Source organism: Streptomyces sp. Tu6071 (genome assembly GCF_000213055.1).
Taxonomy (GTDB): Bacteria; Actinomycetota; Actinomycetes; order Streptomycetales; family Streptomycetaceae; genus Streptomyces; species Streptomyces evansiae.
This window is the reverse complement of the sequence record NZ_CM001165.1, coordinates 4210422-4227116: the sequence shown is the minus strand read 5'-3', so window position 1 is coordinate 4227116 and position 16695 is coordinate 4210422. Positions and strand designations below refer to the sequence as shown.

Genomic DNA, 16695 nt, shown 5'->3' with positions numbered 1-16695 from the left:
TGGGTGCGGCGTGGGGCTTGCGGCTCGGTGCGGCGTGCGGCTGACGGCTGGGCTCGGCTTGCGACGGGGGCGTACGGCTCGGTGCGGCTCAGATCGGGTACGGGTTCTCCGCGTGCAGCGCCTTCTCCACGATCTGCCGCACGTCGGTGTCGGAGAAGGTCGTGGGCAGCGGCAGGCCGAGGTCCTCGAAGAAGGCCCGCGCCTGGTCGTTGGTCGGGTCGTTGTCGAGGGCGCGGGCCTGGCCGAGCTCGATCTTGCGGGCCTGGTTGCGGCTCTGCTGGAGTTCGACGCTGTAGTAGCGGTGCAGCGGGTGGTTCTCGGTGACGAGGAGGCCCGGCCGGGCGCGGTCGTCCTGCGTGATGATCAGCCGGGACTGCGAGACGTCGAAGCGCAGGGTCGGCGCGGTGGACGACAAGTAGAGGTGCACGGTCATGCCGGGCAGGCGCTGGAGGTGCCACCCGGCGGCGAGGACGGTCGCGTACGACTCCTTGCTCGTCCGCTCCTCGGTCCACGCCTCCGGCTCGTACGAGCCCTCCGTCGTCGCGTACGAGCGGCGGAAGCGGGCGTAGGCACGGCAGGCCGGGGTATCGGCGGGGTCGACGATGTCGATCGTGAAGGTCAGGTTGGAGCGGTTGCCCCGGGCCCGTTCCACGCACTCCGGCAGCGTCACGGCGCGCAGATAGGTGCCCGTACCGCCCTTGAAGGCCCAGAAGTCGCTGCGCTCGCGCGCCTTGCGCAGCTCGGCGCCGATCTCGCTGCCCGTGAGCGAGCGCACCATCTGCATGCCCTCGAAGGCCCGCTGGATGTCGTGGACCGCGTCGGCGAGGTTCTCGTCGCGGCGGCGCTGGCGCAGCGAGCCGGCGGCGAGGGCACCGAGCACGAGGACCGTGGCCCCGGCCGTGGCGTCCTCGCCGAGCGAGTCGCCGAACAGGTCCATGACGCCGACGGTGATCGCGCCGAGCACCGCGAGCAGCAGCTCGAAGTTCCGCGCGATCCAGTTGAGCAGCCTCTCCAGGCGCCCCGGCTCCCCCGGTCCGCCAGCCATGGTCCCCCCGTCGTCCCCCGTCCGCTCCGACCGGACCGATGGTAGGTGCGGGGTGGCGAGCCCACCAGAACGCCTTTTCAGCCGCCGCGAGGGATCCCGGGAGGGGTGCCCGACGGGCTGCGTGACGTGCCACGAGCGGGCTGCGGGAGCCGCGCCGCGGGACCTGTCGACGCGACCGCCCGTGGCGCACATCTTCCGGAGCGTGACCACCCACCCCGCGACCGGCGACCGGCGCGTCCGGGAGAAGCGGGGCGAAGAGGGGAGGTGAAGCGCCGGTTGAACATCACATGACCTGGACTACTGACAATCCGCAGACGCCGGGGTAGCGTCACCCGCAGTTCACCCGTGTGGACTACACCACTTCTCCTCTCTTTACTCGGATCGTCCGGCACGTTCCTGCCGGTGAAGGGGGCCCGCAATGGCCACTGTGACGTTCGACAAGGCAACCCGCATCTACCCCGGCGGTACCAAGCCCGCTGTCGACCAGCTCGACATCGCCATCGAGGACGGCGAGTTCCTCGTCCTCGTCGGCCCCTCCGGCTGTGGCAAGTCCACCTCGCTGCGCATGCTCGCCGGTCTGGAGGACGTCAACGGCGGCGCCATCCGCATCGGCGACCGCGACGTGACGCACCTGCCCCCCAAGGACCGGGACATCGCGATGGTGTTCCAGAACTACGCGCTGTACCCGCACATGACCGTCGCCGACAACATGGGCTTCGCGCTCAAGATCGCCGGCGTCAACAAGGCGGACATCCGCAAGAAGGTCGAGGAGGCCGCGAAGATCCTCGACCTGAGCGAGTACCTCGACCGCAAGCCGAAGGCGCTCTCCGGTGGTCAGCGCCAGCGTGTCGCGATGGGCCGCGCGATCGTCCGCGAGCCGCAGGTCTTCCTCATGGACGAGCCGCTGTCGAACCTCGACGCCAAGCTCCGTGTCTCGACCCGTACGCAGATCGCCTCGCTCCAGCGCCGCCTGGGCATCACGACCGTGTACGTCACGCACGACCAGGTCGAGGCCATGACGATGGGCGACCGCGTCGCGGTCCTCAAGGACGGTCTGCTCCAGCAGGTCGACTCGCCGCGCAACATGTACGACAAGCCCGCGAACCTCTTCGTCGCCGGCTTCATCGGCTCCCCGGCGATGAACCTCATCGAGGTCCCGATCGCCGACGGCGGCGTGAAGTTCGGCAACTCGGTCGTCCCGGTCAACCGCGACGCGCTCAAGGCCGCCTCCGACAAGGGTGACAAGACCGTCACCGTCGGTGTCCGTCCCGAGCACTTCGACGTGCAGACCGAGGGCTCCGGCGCCGGTCTCACGAAGGACGCCCCGGCCGGTCTCCCGGTCACCGTCAACGTCGTCGAGGAGACGGGCGCCGACGCGTTCATCTTCGGCACGGTCGAGATCGGCGGCGAGACGAAGGACCTGGTCATCCGCGGCAACTCCCGCGCGGTCCCGGCCAAGGGCGAGGTCCTGCACGTCGTCCCGCGCCCCGGCGAGAGCCACGTCTTCGCGACCTCGACGGGCGAGCGCCTGAGCGACTGACGCCGCTGCCTTCACTCGTACGGGTGCATTACGGGCCCGTACGGGCCGAAGAGGCAACCACGCGCCAACGGGCCCCGTCCTTCCCCGCAGTGGGGAGGGCGGGGCCCTCGCCGTGTCCACACCTGTCCGGCACCTGCCGAAGCACCCTGGAGCACCCCCTCCCCGACCTGCGAAGTCAACTTCCATACCCACGAAACACCGAATTACCTCACTCGATAGAGTGACTAAATGTCGCTATATCAGCACGGAGCGCTACGCTTCCCCGCGTGAATTACACCGCCCGCCGCATCGGCCGAACGCTCGCCCTCGTCCTGCCCGTCGTCCTGGTGCTCTCCGGGACGCTCGCCGTGACGCACGTCAGCTGGACGACCCAGGGGTCGAGCGATTCCACGCTCACCGCCTCCGCCTCCGACGCCTCCTCGCCCGCGGGCGCGGACGCGAAGAACAAGCGCCGCGCACCCGAGGAGGTGCTGCGCACCAAGCTCCTCTCCGAACTCCAGGAGAAGGACCCGGGCATCGCCCTCACCCACCTCCAGCAGGCGATCCACGAGCGCCCCTCGCTCGCCAAGCACTGCGTCTCGCTCGCCCGTTCCCTCGGAGAGGCGGCCGTCCGCGCCTACGGCCCCAACCGCGCCCAGTCCTTCGCCCGCCCGGTCTGCGACACGGCGTACGCGACGGGCGTGGCGACGATGCAGGGCTGACGCGGGCCCCGGCGGCACGGGCCGGACGGGGACGGCGCACGGGCCGGACGACGGCCCGCCGCCGGTCGGACGACGGCCCGCCGCCGGTCGGACGACGGCGGTACGGGCCGGACGACGGCCGTACGGGACGGGGGGCACCCCGTGACCGGGCGGCCACCCCCGCCCCGCTCCGTCCCCTTCCCCGTAAAGTGCCGCCATGAGCGAATCGCACGCGCGCCCGACCACGGACGAGGGCACCGCCCCCGCCTGGCCCGCCGGGGCGCCCCGCCAGGCCGTGATCCTCGCCGGGGGCCAGGGCTCCCGGCTGCGCCCGTACACCGACGACCGGCCCAAGCCGATGGTCGAGATCCCGGGCACGGGCGTGCCGATCATCGGCCATCAGCTGGAGTGGCTCGCGCGCGAGGGCGTCACGGACGTCGTCATCTCCTGCGGCCACCTCGCCGACGTGCTCATCGCCTGGCTGGAGCAGACCGAACTCCCCCTGCGCGTCGAGACGGTGATCGAACCCGAGCCGCTCGGCCGGGGCGGCGGCCTCAAGTTCGCCGCCGCGCACCTCCCGCACCCGGGCGAGCCCTGGTACGCGACGAACGGCGACATCTGGACCCGCTTCGGCCTGCGCGCGATGGCCGCCTTCCACGCGGAACGCGCCGCCGTGGCCACGCTCGCGCTCGCCCGCCCGCGCCTGCCGTGGGGCGTCGTCGAGACGGACACCTTCGGCCACATCAGCGACTTCGTCGAGGCCCCGCCCTCCCCGTACTCGGTCAACGCGGGCGTCTACGTGCTCTCCCCCGCCTTCACGAACCTGCTCCCCGAGCGCGGCGACCACGAGCGCACCGCCTTCCCCCGCCTCGCCCGCGAACGCCGCCTCGCCGGCTACCCGATCCCGCAGGGCGCCTACTGGCGCGCGATCGACACGGCGAAGGACCTGAAGGAGGCGGCGAAGGAACTGGCGGAGGAACGGGGCTACGAGGCATGACGATCCGGGCCGCGCGCCCCGCCGACCTCCCCCGCCTCCAGCGCATCGAGGTCGCGGCGGGCGCCCCCTTCCGCGAGCTCGGCATGCCGGAGATCGCGGACGACGCCCCGCCCTCGCTCGCGACCCTGGAACGCCACCGGCAAGCGGGCCTGGCCTGGGTGTGCACGCTCCCCGACGACACCCCCGTGGCCTACCTGATCGCGGACCGGGTCGACGGCGGCCTCCACATCGAACAGGTCTCGGTGGACCCGTCCCACGCCCACCAGGGCCTGGGCCGCACCCTGATCGCCCACGCGACGACCCACGCCCGCACGGAGGGCGCGAAGGCCCTCACCCTGACCACCTTCACCGAAGTCCCCTGGAACGCCCCGTACTACGCACGCCTCGGCTTCGAGGAGGTCCCGCCCGCCGCCCTCCCCCCGGGCCTGCGGAAGATCCGCGCCGAAGAGGCAGCGGCCGGCCTGGACCGCTGGCCCCGCCAGGCGATGCGCCGGAGGCTGTGAGGGGCCGTAGCGGGCCTGGGGCTGTGAGGCCCGTACGGGCGCCCGGGGCGGGCGGCAGCACGCGCCCAGCATCCTCCGCGGGCCGCGCACGCCTCGCTCGTCCCCGCACCCGGTGCGGGAACCCACGCGGGAGAGGGGCCCACCCCCGTCGGGTGGGCCCCTCTCCCGTACCGCACCGGGCGGACGTCGTCGCCGGGTCTCGTCAGGCGGGCCGGTACTCCACCGGCCCGCCGCTAGCCGAAGAGGCCGCCGAGTCCCTGACCACCCCCGCTCTCCGGTTCCTGTCCCTCGCCGGAACCACCGCTCTGCGGGGCCGAGTCGGCGGGGGCCGAGCCCTGGGCGCCGCCGCCGGAGCCCGAGGCCGGGCCGCCGCCCCCCGTGGACGAGGGGGCCTGTTGCTGCGGCGCCTGCTGCTGCGCGGGCGGGGCCTGCGGGGTGTCCCCCGGCGTCGTACCGCCGCCGCCCTGCGCGGGCGTCCGCGGCGACGTACCGCTCTGCTCACCGCCCGTGGACCGCGGGGGCGCCGACGTGGGCGCGCTCGGCGCCACCGAGGTCTCGGCGGCGGGCGAGGAGGGCTTCGCCGAGGGCGAGTTGCTGGGCTTGCGCTTCTCGGCGTCGCGCGGGAACGGCGAGCCGGGCAGCTCGTTGCGGGGCTGCTCACCCGGTCCCGGGGCCGTGATGCGGTCCGCGTCCCGTACGGCCGCACCGAGCATCGCCCCGATGAGGAGCGTGCACCCGATGACGACGAACGCGAGCACCGAGCCGCGCCGCAGCACCCGCCCGCGCAGCGCCGCGAGCGTGGCGCGCGGCCCGAGCGCGCGCCACGCGCCCGAGGCGAGCCGCGCGTCGACCGAGTAGACGGGCGCGCCCGCGATGACGAGCGGGCTCCAGGCGGCGAGATAGATGAAGTCCGGCGCGTCGTACGCCGGTACGGTCCGCCAGGTCACCGTCACGAGCAGCGCCGCCGAGAGCGCGACGCCGGTCGCCGCCGCGAGCCGCTGCCACAGCCCGAGCACGGTGAGCACCCCGGCGATGACCTGGAGGAACGCGATCGATAGCCCCGCGCCGACGGGGTGCGAGAGCGCGAAGTCGCGGAGCGGCTCGGCGAGCGCCCAAGGGTGCAGCGACGTCAGCCACTTCACCATCGAGCCGCGCTCGCCACCGTCGAAGTACACGGGGTCGCAGAGCTTGCCCATACCGGCGTAGACGGAGATGAGCCCGAGGAAGACGCGCAGCGGCAGGAGCACGACGCCGAGGTTGAGACGCCGGCCGGGGTAGTACCCGTGCCGCGCGTTGTCCTTGCGGCTGCCCGTACGGGACCGGTCCTCGACGAGCGGAAGCTCCCCCGTCGGCACACCCCCGTACCGCGGCCCCTCCTCCTCGAACGCGCTCCCCGAACCGCGCATCCGCGGCAGCAGCGGCGCCCCGGGCCCGCCCGCGGCGGCGAGGGCCCGCGTCTCGACGAGGGCCTGGGTCTCGTCGGCTCCGTACGCGGGGATCGCCTGCGTCAGCTCGCCGGTCTCCCCGGCCGCGCGCGGCGCCTCGCCGTGCCGGATGCCGGTCGTCCGCACGGCTTCGAGCAGTCCCGTCGCCGCGGTGTCCCCGGGCCCGGAACTGCCGTTCCACACGACAGGCTTGCGCCGCGCACCCCCCGTCCCCACGACGGGCTCGCGCCGCGGCACAGCGGCCCGCGCGGCGGCCACCCGCGAGGAGGCCCGGGCGGTGGAGGGAAGCTGCACACGGAAACTCGCGTGATTGACGATCACCTGCGCCGGATCACTGGCCACCTTGACCATGGCCAGCAAGGGGGGTTCGTCGAATCCCGTCGAGGTTCCCCCGGTGGGATTGCGGGGTGTTCTTGTGTCCACACTCATCTAACCGAGTGACGCCCGCTTTGGACACTGCCTTGACGCCCACGATCTGTCCGGACCCCGTCAAGGCCCGACACGACACGGGCGAAGGGGACGCCACTCCGCCGTCCCCAGCCGAAGCCGCTACCGCCGTGCCCGGCGCGAAGCCGCCTCGTACATCACGATGCCCGCCGCGACGCCCGCGTTGAGTGATTCCGCTCCGCCCGGCATCGGGATCGAGACGCGGTAGTCGCAGGTCTCGCCGACGAGGCGGGAGAGGCCCTTGCCCTCGGAGCCGATGACGATCACGACGGGGCCGTCCAGCGCGGCGAGTTCGCCGACCGTGTGCTCGCCGTCCGCCGCGAGGCCGACGACCGTGATCCCGGCCTTCTTGTACGCCTCCAGGGCGCGCGTCAGGTTGGTGACGCGCGCGACCGGCGTGCGCGCCGCCGTGCCCGCCGAGGACTTCCACGCCCCGGCCGTCATGCCCGCCGCGCGGCGCTCCGGGACGACGACGCCGTGGCCGCCGAAGGCCGAGACGGAGCGGACGATCGCGCCGAGGTTGCGCGGGTCGGTCACGCCGTCGAGCGCGACGATCAGCGGGTCGTCGCCCTCGTCGTACGCCGCCGCCGGAAGGTCCTCGGGGTGCGCGTACTCGTACGGCGGGACCTGGAGCACGAGCCCCTGGTGGTTGAGGCCGTTCGTCATGCGGTCCAGCTCGGGGCGCGGGGCCTCCATGAGGTGGATGCCGCCGCGGTCGGCCGCGAGCTTGAGGGCGTCGCGCACGCGCTCGTCGTTGTCGATGAACTGCTGCACGTACAGCGCCGTCGCCGGGACGCCGTCGCGCAGCGCCTCGAAGACCGGGTTGCGGCCCACGACCAGCTCGCTGCTCGACTTGCCGCGGCTCTTCGCGGCGGTACGGCGCTGGGTCTGCTTCGCCTTCGCGTTGGCGAGGCGGTTCTTCACGTGCCCCTTGCGCGCCTCGGCGGGCGGCGTCGGGCCCTTGCCTTCGAGGCCGCGCCGGCGCTTGCCGCCGCTGCCGATCTGCGCGCCCTTCTTGCCGGACATGCGTCGGTTGTTCGCGGCCATCGTTCTACCTGTTTCTGCTGGTGCTGCGGGGGTCCCCGGTCGGTGCGCGCCCATGGAGGTACGAGGGACGCTCCCACCAGGGTACGGAAAGTGCCGGGCCCGCCCCGAATCGCGGGCCCGGCAGGGGGTCAGCGGGGCCCGAGCGTCCAGCGCGGTCCCTGCGGACTGTCCTCGATCGCGAGCCCGGACTGCGCGAGCTGGTCGCGGATCGCGTCCGCGGCCGGCCAGTCCTTGCGGGCCCGCGCGTCCTCGCGCTGCTTGAGCACGAGCCGTACGAGCGTGTCGACGACGCCGTGCAGGTCCTCGGCCTGCTCGCCGCCCGTGGCCCACTGCGGGTCCAGCGGGTCGAGCCCGAGGACGCCGAGCATGGCCCGTACCTCCGCGAGCCGCGCGACCGCCGCTTCCTTGTCGTCGGCCGCGAGCGCGCTGTTGCCCTGCCGCACGGTCGTGTGCAGCACGGCGACGGCCTGCGGCACGCCGAGGTCGTCGTCCATCGCCTCGGCGAAGGCGGGCGGCACCTCGGCGGCGGGGGCGACCTCGCCCCCGTTGAGCTCGGTGACGCGCTGCACGAAGCCCTCGATGCGGCCGAACGCGGACTCGGCCTCGGCCACGGCCTCCTCGCTGTACTCGATCATCGAGCGGTAGTGCGGGGTCGCGAGGTAGTAGCGCAGGACGATCGGTCGCCACCGCTTGACCATCTCGCTCACGAGCACCGAGTTGCCGAGCGACTTCGACATCTTCTCGCCGCTCATGGTGACCCAGGCGTTGTGCACCCAGTACTTGGCGAACTCGTCGCCGTACGCCTTGGACTGGGCGATCTCGTTCTCGTGGTGCGGGAAGATCAGGTCGAGGCCGCCGCCGTGCACGTCGAAGGCGGCGCCGAGGTACTTGTGCGCCATCGCCGAGCACTCCAGGTGCCAGCCGGGACGGCCGCGCCCCCAGGGGGTCTCCCAGCTCGGCTCGCCGGGCTTCGCGGCCTTCCACATGGCGAAGTCGCGCGAGTCCCGCTTGCCGGTCTCGCCCTCGCCGGAGGGCTGGAGCAGATTGTCCAACTCCTGGTGCGACAGCTCCAGATACCCCGGGAAGGAGCGCACGTCGAAGTAGACGTTGCCGCCCGACTCGTACGCGTGCCCGCGCGCGATGAGCGTGCGCATCATCTCGATCATCTCGGTGATGTGCCCGGTCGCGCGGGGCTCGTACGTGGGCGGCAGGCAGCCGAGGGCGTCGTACGCGGCGTTGAACGCCCGCTCGTTCTCGTAGCCGATCGCCCACCAGGGGCGACCCTGCTCGGCGGACTTGTTGATGATCTTGTCGTCGATGTCGGTCACGTTCCGCACGAAAACGACCTCGTAGCCGCGGTAGGTGAACCACCGCCGCATGATGTCGAAATCGAGCCCGGACCGGATGTGCCCGATGTGCGGAGCGCCCTGCACGGTCGCACCACAGAGGTAGATCGAGACACAGCCCGGCACGAGCGGGAAGAAGTCACGGATCTGCCGGGCGCGGGTGTCGTACAGCCGAATAGTCACGGGGTCCAGGGTAGACGGCGCGGGACGGTGCTGGGGCCGGGCGGCGGGGGGAAGAGGGGGGCCGGGAGCGGGGACGGCAGCCGAAAAGAAACCGGCCCGCGCCGAACCCCACGGAGAGCCCCCGCGTGCGGCCCACCGAACCCCACCCGGGCCGGGCAGCAGGTCCTGCGGCGGGGCGGTGAGGGCGGGCGGGATTCCCCGCACGTGGTCGTTGACGGCAGGGAGGCCATCCCCGCGCGCGCGGGGAGCAGTCGGTCGCCATCTCGCAGGCGTCCCGGGCGGTTGGGCCATCCCCGCGCGTGCGGGGAGCAGCGCCTCCGGCACCGGCTCCGCGTCGATCCTGGGGGGCCATCCCCGCGCGTGCGGGGAGCAGGATTCGGACTCGTTCTTCGTGGACGGCACGGCGGGGCCATCCCCGCGCGTGCGGGGAGCAGCTCCGTGACCTGCTGTTTTGTCACGTGGCGCCCGGTATATCGGCAAGGAGTGGACACTCGGCCATATCCGGCAGATCGCGCATGGCTCTCCCGCCGTCACCCTTCCCCCGCGCCCCCGCAACCAACCCCCAAGCCGGTCCGCCGCACGGCGTCCGCGAGGGCGCGGGACGCGAGGCGTCGGGAGCGGTCCGTACGAGGTGTCGATTCGTCGTCGGGCCTCCCCGGACCCGCGCGCCCCTCACCCCGCCTGCCACACCACCGCCGTCGCCAGGCCCGCCAGGCCCTCTGCGCGGCCTGTGAGGCCGAGGCCGTCCGTTGTCGTTCCGGAGACCGAGACCGGGGCTCCGACCGCGTCCGACAGGGCCTGTTGGGCCTCCGCGCGCCGCTTGCCGATCTTGGGGCGGACGCCGATGACCTGGATCGAGACGTTGCCGATCTCGAAGCCCGCCTCGCGGACCAGGCGGGCCGCCTCTGCCAGGAGTGTCACGCCCGCCGCTCCCGCCCACTCGGGGCGGTCCGTGCCGAAGTGGGCGCCCAGGTCGCCGATGCCCGCCGCCGAGAAGAGCGCGTCGCAGGCCGCGTGGGCCGCCACGTCCCCGTCCGAGTGGCCCGCCAGGCCGTCGCCTTCCCAGAGCAGGCCCGCGCACCACAGCTCCCGGCCCGCCTCGAAGGCGTGGACGTCCGTGCCGATGCCGACACGAGGGATCTCAGAACGCATCGTTCGCCCTCCTCCGCGCGAGTACCGCCTCCGCCAGGACCAGGTCCAGCGGCCGTGTCACCTTGAACGCCTCCGCGTGGCCGGGAACCACCACCACCGGCAGGCCCAGCGCCTCGCACATGCCCGCGTCGTCCGTCGCGCCGTCGCCGGAGACGGCGACCTCCTCGTGCGCGCGGCGCAGCGTCGCGCGGTCGAAGCCCTGCGGGGTCTGGACCGCGCGCAGGCGGGCGCGGACCGGGGTCGCCACGACGGGCTCCGGCTCACCCGCCGGGCGGGGGTCCACTTCCTTCACCGTGTCCGCGAGGGGGAGGGCCGGGACGACCGCGGGGGCCCCGGAGTGCACCGCCTCGATCACCGCGTCCACCGTGTCCGCCGGGACCAGCGGGCGCGCCGCGTCGTGCACGAGGACGGTGGTCACGTCCTCCGGCAGGGCGTCGAGCCCGGCCCGTACCGACTCCTGGCGCGTCTCGCCGCCCGCCACCACGCGGAAGTCCGTGCGCTCGGGGAGCGCGTGGTCCTGGAGCAGGGCGCGTACGGAGGCGACCTCCTCCGCCGGTGCGACGACGACGACCAGCGAGACCGCCCTGCTGCGCGCCATCGCGCGCACCGCGTGCACGAGCATCGGCGTGCCGCTCAGCGCGCGCAGCGCCTTCGGGGCGCCGGGGCCGAGGCGCACGCCGCGCCCGGCGGCGGGGATCACGGCGGCGGTACGGACCGGGGCGGTGGGGGACGGCGGGGCCGCGGCGTCCCGCGCCGGGCTGGCTTGCTCAGTCATCGCTTCCGTTCGGCTCTCAGGGCATACGGGAGACAGGTTTGTGTGCGCGGGCGGGGTGGGTAGGCCCACACCGTGCCGGGCGAGGCGCCCGGACCGGTCCCTTCCGTGACGTACCGGTCAGGTCGCCCCGGGCACGACGTGCACCGCACGGCAACAGCGTGCCGTATGTCACGCGGGGAGGGGTACGAGGGGGGAGAGAAGTGCGGGACTCCGACCGCGGAGGCGGGCTTCGCCCGCGTGGGTCCGGGTACGGTTTCCGCCACGGACACGCATGCCGTTTCCGCCACGGAGACGCACGCCACAGACACGTATGCCGTGGTGCCCGGCACCCCGGCGGGGGTCCACGGGCACCACGGCACAGGTGTCCAGGCGGCGGCTCAGGAGGCGAGAACCTCGTCGAGCAGCGCCTCGGCCTTGTCCTCGTTGGTGTTCTCGGCGAGCGCCAGTTCGCTCACGAGGATCTGACGGGCCTTGGCGAGCATGCGCTTCTCGCCGGCGGAGAGACCGCGCTCGCGCTCCCGGCGCCACAGGTCACGGACCACCTCCGCGACCTTGATGACATCACCGGAGGCGAGCTTCTCCAGGTTCGCCTTGTAACGACGCGACCAGTTCGTGGGCTCCTCGGCGTAGGGCGCGCGCAGCACCTCGAAGACCCGGTCCAGTCCATCCTGACCGACCACATCGCGCACACCCACGAACTCGGCATTGTCCGCCGGTACACGCACCGTCAAGTCGCCCTGGGCGACCTTGAGCACCAAGTAGGTCTTGTCCACACCTTTGATCTGGCGAGTTTCGATTGCGTCGATCAGCGCGGCCCCGTGATGGGGATAGACCACGGTGTCGCCAACCTTGAACGTCATGTGACAGGTACCCCTTCCGTGGCTATCCAGGGTAACACGAGAACGCCGCCCTTTGGATGGCGTTTTCGCAGGTCAGGGCATATCTCAGGGCTTGACAACGGTGCCGGAAACGTGCATCCGGAGGCTTCCGGGAGCAGGTATTCGCAGGTCGGAGCGGCTGTCCGCACAAAGGGAAACGCGTAAGTTACACGCATCACGAGGGCCCCCCAAGGGGGCATACGTCCCGTTTTGTCCGCACCGCCGACCGTGTCTTTCGCTACTCCGTTCGGGGCAGGGAAGGCGTTTCGAGCAAATCCGGAATTCCCCGGGCGGTGCGCGCGCCGCCGCGGAAGGCGATCTTCCGGGGTGGCGGGAAATCGCGCACGGGAGTGCCCGCGCAATATGATCTTCGCTCTCGTCACAGCCGCCCCAGCCGTCTCGCGGGCATCGTGAAGGGGGAGTTGTTTTCCCTGATCACAGGACAATCACGGGAGGAATTCGGCAGCCGTTAACGCCGGGTGCCGCGACCACCCCCGCCCCCGCACCCCCGCCGGGGCTCCCCGTGCCGCCATCCGCCGTGAAGGGCGGGTCGGGTGCGGCGGCGCGCGGACGGCTCGGTAACCTGAGCGCGCTGACACCCCGTTTAGGGCGGCTTTACCGCTGTCCGTACGTGCTCGGGGGCGTCCGAACCCGTACCGCCTCGTTCCGTTCCGTGCACTCTTCAAGTCCTCGTTCAAGGAGTAGCCGCCGCCGTGAGCAGCAGCCTTCGACGCGGCGCCCTCGCCGCCTCCGCCCTCGCGTTCTCGATCGCCACGCTCGCCGCCTGCGGCGCCGGTAACAACGCCCAGACGCTGGAAGTGAAGCCGGACAACGCCGCCACCTCGGTCGGCGACGTCAAGGTCCAGAACGTCACCGTCGTCACCCAGCCCGAGCGCGACGCGAGCGGCCCCGCCGCGATCCTCGCGACCGTCTTCAACAACAGCGCCAAGGCGCAGACCCTCGACTCGCTCGCCGTCGGCGGCGAGCAGGCCGACCTCAAGCCCGCCAAGGGCTCCGGCTCGCTCTCCGTGCCCGCGCACGGCAAGGTCATCATCGGCGGCGAGGGCAACGCCTCGGCGAAGCTGCCCAGCGGACGCGAGGCCCTCAACGACGGCGACGTCCAGGAGGTCGCCTTCGGCTTCAGCGAGACGGGCACCGTCAAGCTCAAGGCGTACGTCCTCCCCGCGAACCACTACTTCAAGGGCTGGGGGCCGAGCGAGACGCCCAGCGCGAGTGCCGGCGAGTCCGCCTCGGGCTCGCCGTCCGCCTCCTCCTCGGAGTCCCCGGAGTCCGGCGCCTCGGGCGAGGCCGCGACGGGCAGCGGCTCGCCCGACGCCGGCGCCTCCTCCTCGGCGAGCGGCGACACGGCCCAGTAGGACGCGGGCACGCGGCACGCACACCGCGCGCCACGCCACACCGCACGCGCCATGCCGCACGCGCCACGCACAGCGAAGGGGCCGGTCACCGTCGACACGGTGACCGGCCCCTTCCGCGCGTACCGCGCCCGTACCGGCGCCCCTCTCTACGGCTCGAACTTGTACCCGAGCCCCCGCACCGTGACCAGGTACCGCGGCGCCGAGGGGTCCGGCTCGATCTTGGCGCGCAGGCGCTTGACGTGGACGTCGAGCGTCTTGGTGTCGCCGACGTAGTCGGCCCCCCACACGCGGTCGATGAGCTGCATACGGGTCAGTACGCGGCCCGCGTTGCGCAGCAGCATCTCCAGGAGGTCGAACTCCTTGAGCGGCAGGTCGACCTTGCCGCCGCCCACCGTCACGACGTGCCGGTCCACGTCCATCCGGACCGGACCGGCCTCCAGGGCGGTCGGCGTGACCTCCTCGGGCTCGCCCCGGCGGCGCAGCACCGCGCGGATGCGGGCGACCAGCTCGCGCGAGGAGAAGGGCTTCGTCACGTAGTCGTCGGCCCCTATCTCCAGGCCGACGACCTTGTCGATCTCGCTGTCCTTCGCGGTCACCATGATCACGGGGACATTGGAACGGCCGCGGAGCTGGCGGCAGACCTCGGTCCCGGGCAGTCCGGGGAGCATGAGGTCGAGGAGGACCAGGTCGGCTCCGTTGCGCTCGAACTCGTCGAGGCCATCGGGCCCGGTGGCGGCGATCGCCACCTCGAAGCCCTCCTTGCGGAGCATGTAGGACAGGGCGTCGCTGAAGGATTCCTCGTCCTCAACGACGAGCACTCGGGTCACGGAAGGACCTCCGGGGCGGGAAGGGGTTCGAACGAGGCGGTCTCGTCGGACGTACCGGTGGAAGCAGAGGGGGCGGCGCCGCGGGCACGGGAGGCGCGCGGGGCCGGGTGGTCGGGGGTGGTGGTACGGGTACGGGGCGCCTCGCCCTGGCCCGTACCGCCGCCGTTGCCGCCGCGCTGGGTGCTGCGGGTGACGGCGCGCGTGGCGCCGCGGGCGGTGCGGGGGGTGGTGCGCGAGGTGTCGCCGGGGCTGCCGAAGGTGCGCGCGGTACCGGCCTCGGGCAGGCGGAGGGTGAAGGTCGAGCCCTCGCCCTCCGTGCTCCAGACCGTGACCTCGCCGCCGTGCGAGGCGGCGACGTGCTTGACGATCGCGAGGCCGATGCCGGTCCCGCCCGTCATGCGGGAGCGGGCCGGGTCGACGCGGTAGAAGCGCTCGAAGACGCGCTCGCGGTCCTTCTCGGAGATCCCGATGCCCTGGTCGGTGACGGCCAGCTCGACGAGGTCGCCGCCGCCCGCGGGGTTGCGGCGCGCGGCGATGCCGACGCGGGTGTGCTCGGGGCTGTAGTTGACGGCGTTCTCGACGAGGTTGCCGAGCGCGGCGGCGAGCTGGCCCCGGTTGCCCCATACGGACAGGTCCTCGCCCATCCCGCCGGGGACGATCGTGATGTGCTTCGCTCCGGCGGTCTGGCGGCAGCGGTCGACGGCCTCGGCGACGAGGTCCCGTACGAGTACGGGCTCCGCGTCCTCCAGGGGGTCGTCGTTCTGCACGCGTGAGAGGTCGATCAGCTCCTGCACGAGCGTCGTCAGGCGCGTCGCCTCCTTCTGCATCCGCCCGGCGAAGCGCTCGACGGCCTCGGGGTCGTCGGACGCGTCCATGACGGCTTCGGAGAGGAGGGAGAGGGCGCCGACCGGGGTCTTCAGCTCGTGGCTGACGTTGGCGACGAAGTCGCGCCGTACCGCCTCGATGCGGCGGGCGCGGGTCAGGTCCTCCACGAGGAGGAGGACGAGGCGGGAGCCGAGCGGGGCGACGCGGGCGGAGACCGCGAGCGGGCCGCCCCTGCCCGTGCGGCGCGGGAGGTCGAGTTCGGTCTGGCGTATCTCGCCGTCGCGGCGCGTCTCGCGGGCGAGCTTGAGCATCGGCTCGACGGCGAGGCGTCCGCCCCGTACGAGCCCGAGGGCGTACGCGGCGGAGCTGGCCTTGACGACGTTGTCCTCCTCGTCGAGCACGACGGCGGAGGAGGAGAGGACCGACAGGACGGTGTCCACGCCGGGCGGCAGTACCGCCTCGGTGTGCAGAGAAGTCCTGGTCGGGCGCTTGAGTTCGCGCTCGCTCCAGCGGAAGGCGAGCGCGGCGATCACGCCGGTGCAGAGCCCGGCGAGAGCGGCGGCTGCGGCCACCGCCGCGTTCACGTCCATGCCGCAAGGGTAGGTCGCCGCGTCGGGTACCTCCCAGCCGTTCGGGGGTCACCTCGAACACTCGTCGCCCAGAGTTCACCTTGGTGACGGTGGCGGTTCACTTGGGCGGCCGGATTCCGTCGCGTACGGGACGGACCGTGGCAGCGTGGGCGCGGGGAACTCCCCCGTCCGGCCCTGTTTCGGTCTTGGAGTGAGGAACGCCATGCGCGACGCGTACCACGAGGAACTCGACTCGATCAGCGACGACCTGGTCGAGATGGCCAGGCTCGTCGGCTCGGCGATCGGCCGGGCCACGACGGCGATGCTGGACGCCGATCTCCAGCTCGCCGAGAACGTCATCGCGGCGGACGCGCGCGTGGACGAGCTCCAGCACGAGCTGGAGGCGAAGGCGATCGAGCTGCTCGCCCGGCAGCAGCCGGTCGCGACGGACCTGCGGGTCGTCGTCACGAGCCTGCGGATGAGCGCGGACCTGGAGCGCTCGGGCGACCTCGCCCAGCACGTGGCCAAGCAGGCCCGGCTGCGCTACCCCGAGTCCCCCGTCCCGCGCGATCTCCAGGCGACCCTCCTGGAGATGGGGCAGCTCGCCCAGCGGCTCATGGCGAAGGCGGCGGAGGTCATCATCACGAAGGACATCGACCTCGCGCTCCAGCTGGAGCAGGACGACGACGAGATGGACCTCCTGCACCGCACCCTCTTCCAGCACCTCATCGACGAGCGCTGGAAGCACGGGATCGAGACGGCGGTCGACGTGACGCTCCTCGGCCGGTACTACGAGCGGTTCGCGGACCACGCGGTGTCGGTGGCGAAGCGGGTGGTGTACCTGGTGACGGGGGAGCACGCGGACGCCATCCAGGCGGTGGGGCCCGTGGAGGGGAGCTGACCTCCCGGGGCGCTGCCCCGGACCCCGCTCCTCAAACGCCGCAGGGGCTGCTTTCCGTGGTGCGGGGAGCCTGACGGGCGCACGGTGGTACAAGCCTCCGCCGCCCTGCCCCCCGTACGCCGTTGACGCCCCCCGCCCCGTGCGGTTCCCCTGGATACG

General features: G+C 72.6%; 15 protein-coding genes. 6 read left to right on the top strand and 9 right to left on the bottom strand.

Translation table 11 applies throughout. The annotated features are described in order from the left end of the window. Positions 1 to 88 precede the first annotated feature (88 nt). A complete protein-coding gene (locus STTU_RS17625; protein WP_007825273.1) occupies positions 89 to 1045 on the bottom strand; it encodes a hypothetical protein in 957 nt (318 codons plus the stop codon). Positions 1046 to 1463: 418 nt separating this feature from the next. Between STTU_RS17625 and STTU_RS17620 the strand changes: the two genes are divergently transcribed. From STTU_RS17620 to STTU_RS17605, 4 genes are all read left to right on the top strand, one after another. Then, positions 1464 to 2585: an ABC transporter ATP-binding protein gene (locus tag STTU_RS17620; RefSeq protein WP_010267471.1), complete on the top strand. Its 1122-nt coding sequence runs from the start codon at positions 1464 to 1466 to the stop codon at positions 2583 to 2585. Positions 2586 to 2851: 266 nt separating this feature from the next. Further along, positions 2852 to 3286, top strand: coding sequence for a hypothetical protein (locus STTU_RS17615; protein ID WP_007825269.1), 435 nt, complete (start codon positions 2852 to 2854; stop codon positions 3284 to 3286). 196 nt (positions 3287 to 3482) lie between these two features. Further along, positions 3483 to 4262 carry a nucleotidyltransferase family protein gene (locus STTU_RS17610; RefSeq protein WP_007825268.1) on the top strand — a complete coding sequence of 260 codons (780 nt, stop codon included), beginning with the start codon at positions 3483 to 3485 and terminating at the stop codon, positions 4260 to 4262. Further along, entirely contained in the window at positions 4259 to 4765 is a 507-nt protein-coding gene (locus tag STTU_RS17605; RefSeq protein WP_043255533.1) for a GNAT family N-acetyltransferase, read from the top strand. Before STTU_RS17610 ends, STTU_RS17605 begins: the two co-directional genes overlap by 4 nt. A gap of 233 nt (positions 4766 to 4998) precedes the next feature. Here STTU_RS17605 and STTU_RS17600 read toward each other — a convergent pair whose 3' ends face one another. The 6 genes from STTU_RS17600 to STTU_RS17575 all read right to left on the bottom strand — a co-directional run bounded on the left by STTU_RS17600 (position 4999) and on the right by STTU_RS17575 (position 12020). Then, positions 4999 to 6561 (bottom strand): DoxX family protein, encoded by a 1563-nt coding sequence (locus tag STTU_RS17600; RefSeq protein WP_007825266.1) that lies wholly within the window; start codon positions 6559 to 6561, stop codon positions 4999 to 5001. A gap of 198 nt (positions 6562 to 6759) precedes the next feature. Further along, positions 6760 to 7704, bottom strand: a complete 945-nt coding sequence (gene rlmB / locus STTU_RS17595; protein ID WP_043255531.1) for a 23S rRNA (guanosine(2251)-2'-O)-methyltransferase RlmB — start codon at positions 7702 to 7704, stop codon at positions 6760 to 6762. 128 nt (positions 7705 to 7832) lie between these two features. Then, a complete protein-coding gene (gene cysS, locus STTU_RS17590; protein ID WP_007825262.1) occupies positions 7833 to 9233 on the bottom strand; it encodes a cysteine--tRNA ligase in 1401 nt (466 codons plus the stop codon). Between the two features lie 672 nt (positions 9234 to 9905). After that, complete coding sequence (gene ispF / locus STTU_RS17585; protein ID WP_043255529.1) at positions 9906 to 10385, bottom strand: 2-C-methyl-D-erythritol 2,4-cyclodiphosphate synthase; 480 nt, start codon at positions 10383 to 10385, stop codon at positions 9906 to 9908. Beyond that, the gene (ispD, locus tag STTU_RS17580) at positions 10375 to 11160 is read right to left on the bottom strand and encodes a 2-C-methyl-D-erythritol 4-phosphate cytidylyltransferase (RefSeq protein ID WP_007825259.1); all 786 of its coding nucleotides are present in this window, start codon (positions 11158 to 11160) and stop codon (positions 10375 to 10377) included. The genes ispF and ispD overlap by 11 nt, the downstream gene beginning before the upstream one ends. Positions 11161 to 11537: 377 nt before the next feature. After that, on the bottom strand, positions 11538 to 12020 hold the full coding sequence (locus STTU_RS17575; RefSeq protein WP_007825257.1) for a CarD family transcriptional regulator: 483 nt from the start codon (positions 12018 to 12020) through the stop codon (positions 11538 to 11540). A gap of 731 nt (positions 12021 to 12751) precedes the next feature. Between STTU_RS17575 and STTU_RS34965 the strand changes: the two genes are divergently transcribed. Continuing rightward, positions 12752 to 13414 carry a hypothetical protein gene (locus STTU_RS34965; protein WP_007825251.1) on the top strand — a complete coding sequence of 221 codons (663 nt, stop codon included), beginning with the start codon at positions 12752 to 12754 and terminating at the stop codon, positions 13412 to 13414. Positions 13415 to 13560: 146 nt separating this feature from the next. Here STTU_RS34965 and STTU_RS17565 read toward each other — a convergent pair whose 3' ends face one another. Both STTU_RS17565 and STTU_RS17560 read right to left on the bottom strand, forming a co-directional pair. Continuing rightward, positions 13561 to 14241, bottom strand: coding sequence for a response regulator transcription factor (locus STTU_RS17565; RefSeq protein ID WP_029396737.1), 681 nt, complete (start codon positions 14239 to 14241; stop codon positions 13561 to 13563). Next, positions 14238 to 15656 carry a sensor histidine kinase gene (locus tag STTU_RS17560; RefSeq protein ID WP_007825246.1) on the bottom strand — a complete coding sequence of 473 codons (1419 nt, stop codon included), beginning with the start codon at positions 15654 to 15656 and terminating at the stop codon, positions 14238 to 14240. The genes STTU_RS17565 and STTU_RS17560 overlap by 4 nt, the downstream gene beginning before the upstream one ends. A 202-nt stretch (positions 15657 to 15858) precedes the next feature. On the opposite strand from STTU_RS17560, the gene phoU reads away from it, so the two are divergent. Beyond that, on the top strand, positions 15859 to 16536 hold the full coding sequence (gene phoU, locus STTU_RS17555) for a phosphate signaling complex protein PhoU (protein ID WP_007825245.1): 678 nt from the start codon (positions 15859 to 15861) through the stop codon (positions 16534 to 16536). Positions 16537 to 16695: the final 159 nt, after the last annotated feature.